This window comes from Paenibacillus doosanensis (assembly GCF_025060755.1).
GTDB classification, from domain to species: domain Bacteria; phylum Bacillota; class Bacilli; order Paenibacillales; family NBRC-103111; genus Paenibacillus_S; species Paenibacillus_S doosanensis.
The window spans coordinates 1-13,207 of the sequence record NZ_JANYUY010000027.1 but is presented as its reverse complement, the minus strand read 5'-3'; the positions used below and the strand labels follow the sequence as shown (position 1 = coordinate 13,207).

Sequence of the window (13,207 nt, the reverse complement as noted above, 5' to 3'; positions counted from 1 at the left end):
CTTATTGCGTTATACTGGCGCGGCCGCCGTTACTTGTTCAATGCAGCCGACTGCGAGAATTGAAATTCGTTGGACTTGGCAATGATTTTATCTCTGGAGTCCTTCACGATCACTTGGACTTTGGCGGGAAGCTGCTTCTGCTTATCGGGCTTCAGCAGGGCGATAACCTCTCCGGGGTTCACCCACTCCGTTTCCGCAGGCTGCCCGTTAATTTGCACGATGCTGTTGTAAGGGAGATAATGGCCCGAAATTTTGAGCGCCGTTCCTTCCTCCGCCGACTCCTTCTGAACTCCGTCAATGGACATCGGGCCCAGGCCGAGCACATAATGCTCGTCTTTGATCTCGTTCTTCATTTCCCCGTAGCCGTATTGTTCCCCGAAAATAATGTCATACTGCAGTTTCTCGTATGTTTTCAGCGCTTCCTTGTCGATATGCATCTGATCGTATAAATTTTCCGGCGGCAGCACGGGCATACTTTTATAAAGCTGAGCCAAATAATCCGTATAATAAGTGCCGGGTCTTTGCGCCAATTGAAGCAAATAAGGAGTCATGAACGAAGGGCTCATATGAATATTGTCCTTATGCTCGGGCAAGTAATTATTCCAAATCAGGACGGGCACGCGATACATTTTGTCCAAAAATTGCGGATCGTTTTCCTGTAAATAACCGCTGTCCTTATAAGCCTTGTAGTTGTCGCCGAGACTCGGCAGATGATCGCCGAAAAACAGCAAAATCGTCGGCTCTTTAGTCGTTTCGTAGTGCGTCACCAGACGCTTCAGCATATCGTCGGCCCCGACCAAGCCTTGAGCGTACGTTTCGAGCAGCCCTTGCGATTCGCCGCTGACGCCGGATACCTGGATCGTATTCTCTTTGAACTTGCCCGGATAGTAGTGATAATGATTTTGCATCGTATTGGCAAAAACAAAATCGGGGCCGTTCGTCGATTCGCTGGCGTCGATAATTTGCTTCGCGACCTCCCGGTCGGCCAAGTACGGTCCGTCGTATTCAGGCTTGAAAAATTCCTGGGAGATGAATTTCGAGAAACCGAAGTTCTCGTAAACTTTCTTACTATTATAAAACCAGCTGTGAAACGGGTTGATCGCCGTCGAATGATACCCCTGCCTTGTTAAAATGCTGGCTATCGAATCGATCGGCTTATTGACGTATTGATTGTACGGGATGGAGCCCTGCGGCAGAAAGCGCATGGAATTGCCCGTCAGCACTTCGAACTCGACATTGGCGGTTCCGCCTCCGAATTGCGGAGACAGGAAGGTGCCGCTCGTATATTTCTTTACCAGCTCGTGATAGAACGGGAGCGGGTCGCGGCTAAACGTAATGCCCTTAATTTGCGTTGCGTCCCAGAACGATTCGCTCAGCACGATGATGACGTTCGGCTTGACGGCGCCAGGCGCCGGCACCTCGGGTACCGTAGAAGCGGCGGCGGAGCGGATCGCCTCCTTATTATACCCGTCAGGCTGACTCATGAATAAAAACTTCAAATTCATCATCGTCGTCAGCAGAAAGCCGTTCGTCTTGACGTTTTCGGTCTGGTCCCAAGCGATGTTTTGGATATGAACCCAGTTTTTCATCGATGCCGTGCTGTCGGAATAAATGTTGGAAAGCAGAAACAGCGCGATGATTCCGACGCCGAGCCGGTGCTTCCAATTCAGCCGGACCGCGATGCGCGGCAGCTTGTAGAGAAGCAGCAGGCTGATGACAATGAAAGCGATAATTCCGGAAATGACGGTGAAGTTCAGCAGACCCGTCACATATTGCGCCATATCCTTCGTTTCGCTGGTGAGCAGCAGGTCCCAAGGCAGGAACGGAACGCCCAGAATATCCAGTTTGACCCCGCTAATGAGACCGAAGATCAGACAGACCGCCGAGACGAGCCAGAACGATAGCCGTATCCGTCCGGTCACGGCCGCAAGCAGAAACATAAAGCCGAGAACAAGCAATGTGTTCAATAAGAGCTCGGGCATCGCATGAAACGTCCATTTGAACGTATCTCCCCATTGCCCCCGGCTCAGCAGCTCTACCAAAAATACAATCCAGATGGACCACAAGAGCAGCGGCAGCCGCCGCAGCGCTCTCCATCCGTGATTTTGAATTGCCAGCTGCAATTCCCCCATGAGATCACCACATCTTAATATGAATTTAGTGTAAAGCTGTCAAACGCCTATCATAGTATAGCATACCTATGAAGCCCGGTGAATAAGCAGCGAATTAGGCAAACGCTGGTCGTATGCGGAAGCCGGTAGAGAAGGGCCGGGCCGCGTTATCGGTTGAGTCCGCAGGACAGGTGTGGTACTATTTAGTGGAAAGAAATATAGCAAACTTAAACACTAGGGGTGCGTTAAGCTGAGAGAGGCGGGAGCCTCAACCCTTACACCTGATCTAGGTAATGCTAGCGAAGGGAAGTGGACAATGCCCGGGACTTCATACATGCGCAGGCAGACCGCTTCGACAGGAAGCGGTTTTTTGTTTTATCCGGATAGGGTTCGCGGCTTCCTTCCCGAGAGCGGCGGGGGGACGTTGCTCTGGTGTTCAAAAACGAAAGGAGACAAAAACGGATGAACGAACCGTTGGAATCGTTATTAAAGCAGGTGGAAGCAAGGGCGGAGGAGCTGGTCGGGCTGGCTTCGCGATTGATCCGCTTCCAAACCCCGGCGCCGCCGGCAAGAAATACGGCGGAGGCTCAGAGCTTTATCGCATCGTTTCTCGAAGAAAAGGGCTTCGCCATTGACCGCTGGGACGTCTATCCGGGCGATCCCAATGTGGTAGGCGTTCTGCGGGGGCAAGATCCGGCACGGTACAAAAGCTTGATTATTAACGGTCATGTCGACGTTGCGGAGGTTAGCCAAGGCGAGGCTTGGGATACCGATCCGTTCGATCCGTTCGTGAAGGACGGATCGCTGGTCGGGCGCGGTGCGGCGGATATGAAGGGCGGTTTGGCCGGCGCGCTGTTCGCCGTCCAACTGCTGCACGAGGCAGGAATCCGGCTCCCGGGAGACGTGCTGTTCCAATCCGTCATCGGGGAGGAAGTAGGGGAGGCGGGAACGCTCCAGTGCTGCAAGCGCGGGTACAGCGCGGATTTCGCCGTTGTGGTCGATACGAGCGACCTGCATATTCAAGGTCAGGGCGGCGTCATCACGGGCTGGGTAACGGTGAAAAGCAAGGAAACCTATCACGATGCGACCCGCAGAAATATGATCCATGCCGGAGGCGGCCTTCACGGGGCGAGCGCCATTGAGAAGATGATGAAGATTATTCAGGGCTTGCAGGAGCTGGAGCGGCATTGGGCGGTGACCAAAAGCTATCCCGGATTTGCGCCGGGGACGAATACGATCAATCCGGCGGTGATCGAGGGAGGCAGACACGCCGCGTTCATCGCCGACGAATGCCGGCTTTGGATTACGGTGCATTTTTACCCCAATGAAACATACGAAGGGGTGGCGCGCGAGATTGAGGACTGGCTGGGCCGGGTTTCCCAGGCCGATCCGTGGCTTAAGGACAACCCTCCGCAATTTCGCTGGGGCGGCGCTTCCATGATCGAGGACCGCGGCGAGATATTCCCTTCGCTGCAGGTCGACCCGCAGCATGAGGCCGTCCGCCTGCTCGGCGGCGCCCATGAGAGCGTACTTCTGGAACCGGCTATCGTGGACGTATCCCCGACGGTTACCGACGGCGGCTGGTTCTCCGACGCCGGCATTCCGGCCGCGATCTACGGTCCCGGCAATTTGCGCAACGCCCACTCCGTCAATGAGCGGGTTTCCGTGGAGCAATTGGTACGGTTTACTCAGGTGATGCTGAAGTTTATATACGAATGGAGCCATACGCTCAAATAAGGAGGAACGAACGATGACATTTTCCGAATATTTAATGGAGAAGCTGCAGCCTGTCTGGCGCAAAAATCACTCTCATCCGTTTGTCCGGGAGATGGGCAGCGGAGAGCTGGAGCTTGCGAAATTCCGGTTTTACATGATTCAGGACTATTTGTATTTGATCGATTATGCCAAGCTGTTCGCTCTGGGCGCCGTCAAGGCGGGGGATTTGAAAACGATGGGCGAGTTCGCGGGACTGCTGCACTCGACGATGAACGAAGAGATGTCGCTGCATCGCGCCTATGCCGCCCGGTTCGGCATATCCGAAAATGAGCTGGAGCAAGCCGAGCCGTCGCCGGTTACGCTCGCTTACACGCACTATATGCTGCATGCCGCCCAGAACGGCTCGCTGGCCGAACTGGTTGCCGCTCTGCTGCCGTGCATGTGGAGCTACTGGGAAATCGGCAAGGAATTAGCGCGGATTCCCGGGGCCGCGGATCATGAATATTACGGAGAGTGGATTCGGATGTACAGCTCGGAGGAGTTCGGTTCGCTCGCCAAGTGGTGCATCGGGCTCTTGGATCAGCTGGCCGAAGGGAAACCGCAGCGGGAGCTCGACCGGCTTGAAGAGATTTTCCTGCATACGACGCAATTCGAGTATTTGTTCTGGGACATGGCTTACCGCGAGGAGCTGTGGCCCGAATAAGCCGCTTGTCCGGCAAGGGAAGCGAGAAGCGAGTAATCGGAACGACAACGCATGACCGTTTCATCTGCAGGTCCGCGCCTTCGTCGGCATGGCGATGAAAACGCGCGACCCCGCCCTTGTATGGGCAGCGGTCGAAATTCGACATGACATGATGTTCGCTGAGATCGCGAAGCAGCTGGGCCCGGATAAAGTCGAGGCGCTGTGGAGAAGCAGGCCGGACTCGTATCATGTCGTCACAGGAAGAAGATTTGCATAGGAGAGATCGGTATGAATCCAATGACGAAGCCCGAACATCTAAGAATAGAGCCACTGGCGGCTTCGGGCCGGGCGGAAGAAGAAAGCTTCCTTCAGGGCGTGAAGGACTGCATTCCGACGCTGCTCGGCTATTTGAGCATCGGGCTGGCCGCCGGAGTGGTGGAGAAGACCGCCGGGCTCAGCATTGCCGAGATTGCGCTGATGAGCATATTGGTCTATGCCGGGGCCGCCCAATTCATCGCATCCGGCATGATTGCCGCAGGCACATCCAGCACGGCTATCATCGTTACGATATTTCTGGTGAACCTTCGCCATCTGCTGCTCAGCGCGGCTTTATCGCCGTACTTCCGGCATCTGTCCCCGGCGAAAAACATGCTGCTGGGCACTCTTTTGACCGACGAGACCTTCGGCGTGGCGATCAGCCGGGCGGCGGCCAAGCATCGGCTCAGCGAGAAATGGATGCACGGCTTGAACGTGACGGCGTACTTGAACTGGATCGCCGCCAATATCGCCGGCGCCTTCTTCGGGCAGTGGATCACGAACCCCGAGCAATTCGGGCTCGACTTCGCTCTTCCGGCCATGTTCATCGGACTGCTGGTGCTGTCCGTCGCCGCCCGCAAACGGTTCGCGCTCGATACGTTCGTTGCGGCCGCGGCCGTCCTCGTCGCCATAGCCGTGAGCTGCTATATTTCGGACAGTCTCGGCATTATTATTGCTGCCGTGATTGCATCGACGATAGGTATGGTGTTGGATAAATGGAAATAAAATGGTATATTTTGATCGTTATTATAGGGTCGGCCGTTGTGACGTTCCTCCCGCGGGTCATCCCGCTGATGGTGCTCAGCCGTCTGCAGCTGCCCGAATGGGGGATGCGCTGGCTCAAATACGTTCCTATTTCCGTTATGGCCGCGCTTGTCGGCCAGGAATTGCTGATGAAGGAAGGGGATTTAATTCCATGGACCCGCAATATCGAATTGCTGGCGGCGCTGCCGACTTTCCTCGTCGCCGTGTTCACCCGCAGCTTGCTAGGGACCGTTGTGACGGGCATCGCGGCGATGTTCGTTTTGCGGTGGCTGTTCTGACCGTTTAGGCGGTCGCCAGGCTCCGTTTTTAGCCTGAATTTTTTGAAACCGATCGTTTGGGCGGCCGTATAGTTTGAAGAATCCTTTTTTTATTTAAAACCATACAATAATAGGAGTGATTTTTCTTACATGGACCCCGAGCCCGAACGAAATACGTTTAGAAGTTTGATCCGAAAAGGAAATATGTCGTCCGCGACCGCGGCGGCAGGCAACACCTTCATCGCCCTTATTAAATGGGCAGCGGCTGTCATGACAGGCAATGGCGCGATGTTCGCTTCGACGATGCATTCGGTAGCGGACGCCGTCAATCAAATGTTCGTCTTCGCCGGAAGCGTGCTTGCAGAGAAAAAGCCGACGAAGCGATTCCCGGCCGGTTTCGGCCGCGTCATCAATTTGTTCTGTATGGTCGCTGTAATCGTCGTCACGATTATGGCGTACGAGACGATCAAGGAAGGAATTCATCTGATCCAGCATCCTATCCATTCATCCGGCTTCTGGCTCAATATAATCGTATTGGCGGTTTCTATTCTTATAGACGGCTTCGTGCTTGTCAAAGCGATGAAAGAAGTCGTCCGCGAATCCCGCAGCGATGCGAAAGGGTTGGCAGTCGTATCCGCCGCGTTCCGCAATGTGAAGCGGGCGGCGCCTCCGACACGTCTTGTCTTCTATGAAGATCTGGTGGCAACCATAGGCGGTTTGCTTGCGCTTCTCGCCGTTATCGTCACCTCGCTTAGCAGCTTTGCCGTCTTGGACGGCGTCGTCACGGTTGCGATCGGCTGCTTGATGGTGCTAATCGCCTTTCGCGTAGGCTATGACAATATGGCGGGTCTGATCGGCGTAGCCGCTCCTCTCGAAGTAGAGGAGAGGGTCGCGGGTATCATATTAGCCGAAAGCTTCGTGACCGACATCTACCAGCTGAGGGTGCTTCAGGAAGGACGCTATTATCACGTGGAAGGCTTGATCGAGCTGCAGCGCGGCTTAACGCTGGCCGATGCGGACGATATCAAATTTAAAGTGAGAGACCAACTGCTTCAGGACCCGGATATTACCGATGTCACTTTGGGAATACTGGAAGACAACGGGGTAAGAAACTGGGTTCCGGCCGAAAGCAGCTAATATAATAAGGCATCGCCAAAAAAACCGTTTCAGGCTTATCGCTTGAAACGGTTTTTCGTTGTTGCCGCTGCTTGCTGCCGCCGCCGATGTGTGAAAAAGCAAGAAGCTAGCGCTCGTTCAGCTGAACTTCAAACGTCGTCGTCCCGTTCGGAACGCTTTTTGCGGAAATTTTGCCTTGATGCTGCACGACAATGGATTTCGCAATGGCAAGCCCTAAGCCATAGCCGCCGTTTTGCCGCGAGCGCGAAGGATCGGCCCGGTAGAAACGGTCGAAAATTTTATCCAGATGCTCCGCCGGTATGCCCGGTCCTGTATTGCTTACCGTCAATCGCACATGGTTTTGATGCTTTTTCAACGCAAGAACGATAGAGCCCTTAGGATTGGAATATTTAATGGCGTTGTCCAGCAGGATCATCGCCACTTGTTTCATCTGTTCGCTGCTGCCGGTGACGGTTAGCTCAGGCTCAATGTCGTAATCCAGCGCAAGATCCTTCTCGAATATGACGGCCTCCATGGTCAGAATGACACTCTCTACGGCTTCGCTCAGATCGAAGGGGACGTAAAGCATCCGCGGCTTGGCGTCATCCATTTCGGTGAGATAGAGCAAATCCCTCGTCAAAGTCTTCATGCGCTCCGTCTCCGCCTTAATATGATGCAGCCATTTGGCCTGCCCGTTGACGGTGTCCTCGCCATTGGCCAGCAGAACGTCGGCATTGGTATTAATGACGGCCAGAGGCGTCCTCAGCTCGTGAGAAGCGTCGGCGATAAAACGCTTCTGCTTCTCAAAGGCTTCTTTGACCGGCTCGATAGACCGGTCGGCGAAATAGCGGCTGGTCAAATAAATAATCCCCAGCATGAAGAGGGCGACGGCGGAGAAGGTGTACACGAGATTGGTTAGAATCGTTTGCCGGTCGGTGACGTCCATATATACGATGAAATACCCCGATTGATTATTGATGACGCTGTAGGCCCAGCGGGTTCCGTTGAGGGTGAACTGGCTGATTTTTTCGGGATGCTCGGCAGCCTTCTTCACCGCGGCGGCATAAAAGTCGCTGCTCATATCGAACCGCGAGTTCGTTTCGGTTATACTCCATTGCTTGTCGGTTTGCAGCGAGAAGGAGACGGAACGCATATGATCCTCCCCCGGCATATCCCCGCCCCTCGGTCCTGCGGGTCCGCCTTTTTTGCCTATGGGTCCGTCCTTTTTATTCGACGCATCCGCCGTGTGCTGAAGATCCATCATAATATCTTTGCGCACGTTTTGATACGTAATCGTATAGATGATGGTGAAAGCGCCGAGCATGATGATCGAAATGATGACCATATTCATCAAAAGAAGCCGGTTGCGCAGTTTGTCGAACATCAGGAGGATACCTCCAATACGTAGCCGACGCCCCGAATCGTGCTGATCTTGACCGAGGAATGCAGGAAAGCCAGCTTCTTTCTTAGAAACGAAATGTACACTTCTACGTTATTGTGCTCGGCGTCCGAGTCAAATCCCCACAGCTTCTCGATCATTTGCTCCTTGGAAGTTACCGATTGCTTTCTCGTCATCAAGAGCTCGAGCAATTCGCTTTCTTTCAGAATCAGCTTCAGTTCCTTGCCTTTGCACGTAAGCTTCAGCGTTGAGGTATTCAGCTCAAGATCTTCGAATCGCAGCCCGTCCTCGGGCACGATCTCTCCCTTGCGTCTGAGCGCCGCCCTAATGCGCGCCAGAAGCTCATCGGTAGAGAAGGGCTTGGCTACATAATCGTCTGCGCCGTAGTCGAGCCCCGCGATTCGGTCCGGAATCTCCCCTTTGGCCGTAAGCAGAATGACCGGCGTGTGGATGCCTTGCGCGCGAATCGTCTTCAAGATCGTCATTCCGTCCATGCCGGGAAGCATGATATCCAGCAGAAGCAGGTCATAGATGCCGCTCAGCGCGTTATCCAATCCCTCCTGGCCGTCATGAACGGCGTCGACGGAATAGTGCTGCTTCTTCAAAATTTGCGAGAGCGCCTCCGCCAAATTGATCTCGTCCTCCACAATTAATATTCTCATGGCTGCAACTCCCTTCGCGTCTTTATATTTCTATTATGGCAGGAGAACCTTTAATCAACCTTAAGCCGCTCCCGGTTCGGTTCGTCTGCTTCGGTTATAACATAAAACCCCATGCGGTTTCCAAAAATTTTTCGGCTCGTGAAGGAATTTAAGATTCGTTAAAGGTTCGCCTCCTAAGATACAGACATGCGAAATACGAGACAGTCGCTAACAGAGAAAGGAGCGTTGAACGATGGCGATCGAAGTGTTCAACCGATACGAGAACAAATACTTGATGGATACCGAAGCGTTTCACCGGCTCTACAGCAGCCTGATGGAATATATGGAGCCGGATGCGTACAACAAGGACGACAAGTTTTATTCCATCAGCAATCTGTACTACGATACCAAGTACCACAGCTTGGTGCGCAACAGTCTCTCGAAGCCGAAGTACAGAGAGAAACTGCGGATCAGAGCTTACGGCGTCCCCGCTCCGGATGCCAAGGTTTATCTGGAGCTGAAGAAAAAGGTGTTCGGTCTTGTCAACAAGCGGCGCACCGCGATCCGGCTTCAGGAAGCATACGAATTTGTCCGGACCGGGCAGCCACCGGCATACCGGGAAGGAATGAACCGGCAAGTGATCCGGGAGATCGGATACTTCCTGTCAAGATACGAGCTGCAGCCGATGACGTATTTGGCGTACGACCGGATCGCGATGTTTTGCAAGGGGAACCGGGATTTGAGGATCACGTTCGACACGAATATCCGGACGAGGCGTTACGATCTGTCGCTGGAGTGCGGCGATTACGGCGAGCAGTTGCTGGAGCGCGGCCAGTGGCTGATGGAAGTGAAGGCGGAGAAGACGATTCCGGTTTGGCTGTCCAAGCTGCTGTCGGCTCATCAGATGTATCGAACGAGCTTCTCCAAGTATGGCAACGAGTATAAAAAATCGATCCGTTACGCGGAACCAGTAAAGGAGCAGGTGTTTCTATGATCGAGTCTATCTTCAATTCAAGCGCAACCGTCTCGCAATTAACGATGTCCCAGGCGTTGCTTACCTTCGCGGTCGCTATCCTTCTCGGCGGTATGATCAGCTGGACCTATATGAAGACGCAAACCTCGCCTTCGCCGAGCTTCACGCTCACGATGACGATTTTACCGGTAATTGTCGCCGTTATTATTTTGCTGATCGGCAGCAATATTGCGCGCGCCTTCAGTCTTGCCGGCGCCTTCTCGATCATCCGGTTCCGCAGCGCCCCTGGCGATTCGAAAGATATCTCATACGTCCTGTTCTCGATGGCGTCGGGCCTTGCCTGCGGCGTCGGGGCTTACGGCTACGCAGCGCTGTTCACCGTGCTCTTGTGCGCATTGATGTTTATTCTAAGAGCCGTCAAGTTCGGCGTCAGCAAGGAGTCTATGAAGACGCTGAAGGTCACTATCCCGGAGAGTCTCGGTTACGAGGAAGCGTTCGACGACATTTTCCGGAAGTTTAACATCGATTACGAATTGAAAAAAGTACGGACCACCGAGCTCGGCAGCCTGTACGAAGTCATTTATGCCGTGAAGCTCGGCCCGAATACGGATCAGAAGGAACTGCTCGACGCCGTCCGTACGCGGAACGGCAATCTCGATATTACGCTGACTATGAATCCTGCTTTGCAGGAATAAAACCAATGAGGAGCTGATAGCTTATGAAACGTTACAGTAAATCCAAAAAGATCGCCGCCGCACTTCTAGCCCTTATCCTTGTCGCCGGATGCAGCGCGAATACTTCCGAGACGGCAGCCACAACCGCCGCTTCGTCTTCCGCCTCCGCCGCGCTTCCATCCGGCGGCTCCGCTTCGGCAGCCGCCGTACAGCTGACGAACGTGAACGCATCGGAGACGGCAGGCTTCAATGAAGACGATGCGCTGACAAGCTGGAGCGAGGACGGTTCGACCGCGATTACATTAAACGGCTCCGGTGCTGCTGTAGAGGGATCGGGAGCCAAGGCCGAGGGAAATGTCGTAACCATTTCCGAAGCCGGCACTTATATAGCGAAGGGGACGTTCGACGGTCAGATTGTCGTTAATGCGCCGAAGGATGCGGTCGTGCATCTGGTGCTGAACGGCGTCCAGATCCATAACGATAACGGTCCGGCGATCCATGTGAAAGAAGCGGATAAAACGATCGTCACGCTGCCGGAAGGCACGGACAATGCATTAACGGACGGTGCGACTTACGCGGATACGTCAGACGATGCGCCGACGGCGGCGCTGTATAGCAAAGGCGATCTGACGATCAACGGCGCCGGCAAGCTGTCCGTTCAAGGCAATGCGAACGACGGCATTACCAGCAAGGACGATCTGAAGATCATGAGCGGAACGATCAGCGTGAAAGCCGCGGACGACGGCCTGATCGGCCGCGATCTGTTCGCCGTGCAAGACGGCTCGATCACGATTGAAGCGGGCGGCGACGGCGTGAAGACGACGAACGATACCGACGAGAACAAAGGGAAAGTCGTTATTGCGGGAGGGACGCTGAACATAACTTCCGCGAACGACGGCATTCAGTCGGCGGCTTCCTTACTGATCGGGGGCGGGACATTCCGTATTGTTACAGGCGGCGGCAGCGCAGCCTCCACCAAGACACATCAGGATCAAGATCAAGGTCCGCGAGGCTTTAACAGACAGGCGGCGGGGCAGAACCCGAACACGGCCGGGGAGCAGACTCAGCAGGACGATAGCGAATCTCCTAGCGCCAAAGCGCTAAAGGCAGCAGCCGATATGACGATCTCGGGCGGAGATTTCGAGATTGACGCGGCGGACGACGCCATTCATAGCAATGCCAATATCGCTATCCTGGGAGGGAAGTACAGCCTAGCAACCGGGGATGACGGAATCCACGCCGACACCTCCATCTCCATTTCGGACGGGACGATCGAGATCAGCAAGAGCTATGAAGGCATTGAAAGTATGGATATCGCGATTTCGGGCGGCACGATTCATCTTGTCGCGAGCGACGACGGCTTGAACGGCGGCGGCGGCAGCGATTCGGCCGAGGGAGGCAAGGGAATGTCCGGCTCTGCGAACGGCATGCTGACGATCAGCGGCGGCTACGTATATGTCGACGCGGAGGGCGACGGGCTTGATTCCAACGGCTCGGTATCCATGACCGGCGGAACCGTCATTGTGAACGGCCCGACTCGCGACGGCAACGGAGCATTGGATTACGACGGCACCTTCGATCTGTCGGGCGGCACACTCATCGCCGCCGGAAGCTCGGGCATGGCCCAAGCGCCGTCCGAGACTTCGCCGCAGCGCTCCTTCCTGATGACCTTCCCGAGTACTTTGGAAGGCGGCACACTGGTGACGATCACGGACGGATCGGGGGCGGAGGTCGCAGCATTCGCGCCGGCGAAAGCTTTCAGCAGCATCGTCGTATCCGGGGCGAATTTGAAAGCCGGAGAAGAGTATACTATCTCCACCGGCGGCGCGTCCTCCGGCACGGTGCAAGACGGCATGTACCAGGGAGGAACGGTTAGCGGAAGCGCCAAGGTCGTCACCTTCAAGCTGGGCGACACAGTTACTTATGTCAACGAATCGGGTGTTACTACCGCGAATACCGGCATGGGTCCCGGCGGAGGTCGAGGGCCGGGAGGCGCAGGCGGCCAAGGACGCCCGGCGGGAGGCGGCAGAGAGGCTGGACAGCCTGCCAAATGATTGGAATTCTTAAAATATAGAGCGCCTGCGCTCGCAAGGAGAAATGGGCTATGAGAAAATATCGCCAGCTTCATTTATGGATCGGATTGCTTACCTCTGTACTTATTTTGATCGAAGCCGTAACCGGCTTGCTTCTGTCGGAACCGGCGCTTATGGGGCAGGGACAATCGTCCCGCACGGAAATGAGAGTGCCTGCGCAAAACTCCGGCGCCGCGGCAGCATCCCTCCCAAGCGGCGTCTCCACCGACGCTGCGGGTGCGGTTCAGGTTCAAGTCCAGCGGTATGATGTCAAGTCCCCGAATCGGTCGAATTGGAAATTTTCTTGGCTGTAACAGCTGGGAGTGCCGAAAAAAGGACAGCTCAAACTGAACCCAGCGAAAAATCGAGATAATATCCAGATTTTAACTGGGAATTATGCCAGGGACTTTAGCAAAGGAGGCGTTAATCCTTCGCAGGCGTCACCTTCTTCCGTGGCGTATAGAGTTGGCCGTTGCGTAGCAGCAC

At 54.7% G+C, this 13,207-nt stretch carries 12 protein-coding genes and 1 riboswitch; of the genes, 9 read left to right on the top strand and 3 right to left on the bottom strand.

The genetic code is table 11. The annotated features are described in order from the left end of the window. Positions 1-29: 29 nt before the first annotated feature. The gene (locus N0M98_RS19135) at positions 30-2,132 is read right to left on the bottom strand and encodes an LTA synthase family protein (RefSeq protein ID WP_259618859.1); all 2,103 of its coding nucleotides are present in this window, start codon (positions 2,130-2,132) and stop codon (positions 30-32) included. A gap of 205 nt (positions 2,133-2,337) precedes the next feature. Beyond that, positions 2,338-2,436: riboswitch (TPP riboswitch) on the top strand. Positions 2,437-2,573: 137 nt separating this feature from the next. Between N0M98_RS19135 and N0M98_RS19130 the strand changes: the two genes are divergently transcribed. The 5 genes from N0M98_RS19130 (at position 2,574) to N0M98_RS19110 (ending at position 6,983) form a co-directional block, all read left to right on the top strand. Then, on the top strand, positions 2,574-3,848 hold the full coding sequence (locus tag N0M98_RS19130; RefSeq protein WP_259618858.1) for an acetylornithine deacetylase: 1,275 nt from the start codon (positions 2,574-2,576) through the stop codon (positions 3,846-3,848). Between the two features lie 13 nt (positions 3,849-3,861). Continuing rightward, a complete protein-coding gene (tenA, locus tag N0M98_RS19125; protein WP_249863193.1) occupies positions 3,862-4,530 on the top strand; it encodes a thiaminase II in 669 nt (222 codons plus the stop codon). Positions 4,531-4,806: 276 nt separating this feature from the next. After that, positions 4,807-5,550 (top strand): AzlC family ABC transporter permease, encoded by a 744-nt coding sequence (locus tag N0M98_RS19120; RefSeq protein ID WP_249866130.1) that lies wholly within the window; start codon positions 4,807-4,809, stop codon positions 5,548-5,550. Continuing rightward, complete coding sequence (locus N0M98_RS19115) at positions 5,541-5,867, top strand: branched-chain amino acid transport AzlD family protein (RefSeq protein WP_249863194.1); 327 nt, start codon at positions 5,541-5,543, stop codon at positions 5,865-5,867. The genes N0M98_RS19120 and N0M98_RS19115 overlap by 10 nt, the downstream gene beginning before the upstream one ends. Before the next feature lie 129 nt (positions 5,868-5,996). After that, a complete protein-coding gene (locus N0M98_RS19110; protein ID WP_259618857.1) occupies positions 5,997-6,983 on the top strand; it encodes a cation diffusion facilitator family transporter in 987 nt (328 codons plus the stop codon). A gap of 106 nt (positions 6,984-7,089) precedes the next feature. Here the strand turns inward: N0M98_RS19110 and N0M98_RS19105 are convergent, their stop codons facing one another. Together N0M98_RS19105 and N0M98_RS19100 are read right to left on the bottom strand one after the other, a co-directional pair. Further along, complete coding sequence (locus N0M98_RS19105; protein WP_249863196.1) at positions 7,090-8,346, bottom strand: sensor histidine kinase; 1,257 nt, start codon at positions 8,344-8,346, stop codon at positions 7,090-7,092. Continuing rightward, the gene (locus tag N0M98_RS19100) at positions 8,346-9,023 is read right to left on the bottom strand and encodes a response regulator transcription factor (RefSeq protein ID WP_249863197.1); all 678 of its coding nucleotides are present in this window, start codon (positions 9,021-9,023) and stop codon (positions 8,346-8,348) included. Before N0M98_RS19100 ends, N0M98_RS19105 begins: the two co-directional genes overlap by 1 nt. A 232-nt stretch (positions 9,024-9,255) precedes the next feature. Between N0M98_RS19100 and N0M98_RS19095 the strand changes: the two genes are divergently transcribed. Genes N0M98_RS19095 through N0M98_RS33910 form a run of 4 tightly spaced genes read left to right on the top strand, consistent with a single transcriptional unit; the run spans position 9,256 to position 13,035 of the window. Next, the gene (locus tag N0M98_RS19095) at positions 9,256-9,996 is read left to right on the top strand and encodes a polyphosphate polymerase domain-containing protein (protein ID WP_259618856.1); all 741 of its coding nucleotides are present in this window, start codon (positions 9,256-9,258) and stop codon (positions 9,994-9,996) included. Next, positions 9,993-10,670, top strand: a complete 678-nt coding sequence (locus N0M98_RS19090) for a DUF4956 domain-containing protein (RefSeq protein WP_249863199.1) — start codon at positions 9,993-9,995, stop codon at positions 10,668-10,670. Before N0M98_RS19095 ends, N0M98_RS19090 begins: the two co-directional genes overlap by 4 nt. Positions 10,671-10,693: 23 nt before the next feature. After that, positions 10,694-12,703, top strand: coding sequence for a carbohydrate-binding domain-containing protein (locus tag N0M98_RS19085; protein ID WP_259618855.1), 2,010 nt, complete (start codon positions 10,694-10,696; stop codon positions 12,701-12,703). A gap of 50 nt (positions 12,704-12,753) precedes the next feature. Continuing rightward, complete coding sequence (locus N0M98_RS33910) at positions 12,754-13,035, top strand: hypothetical protein (protein WP_375295503.1); 282 nt, start codon at positions 12,754-12,756, stop codon at positions 13,033-13,035. The last annotated feature ends 172 nt before the right edge of the window (positions 13,036-13,207 follow it).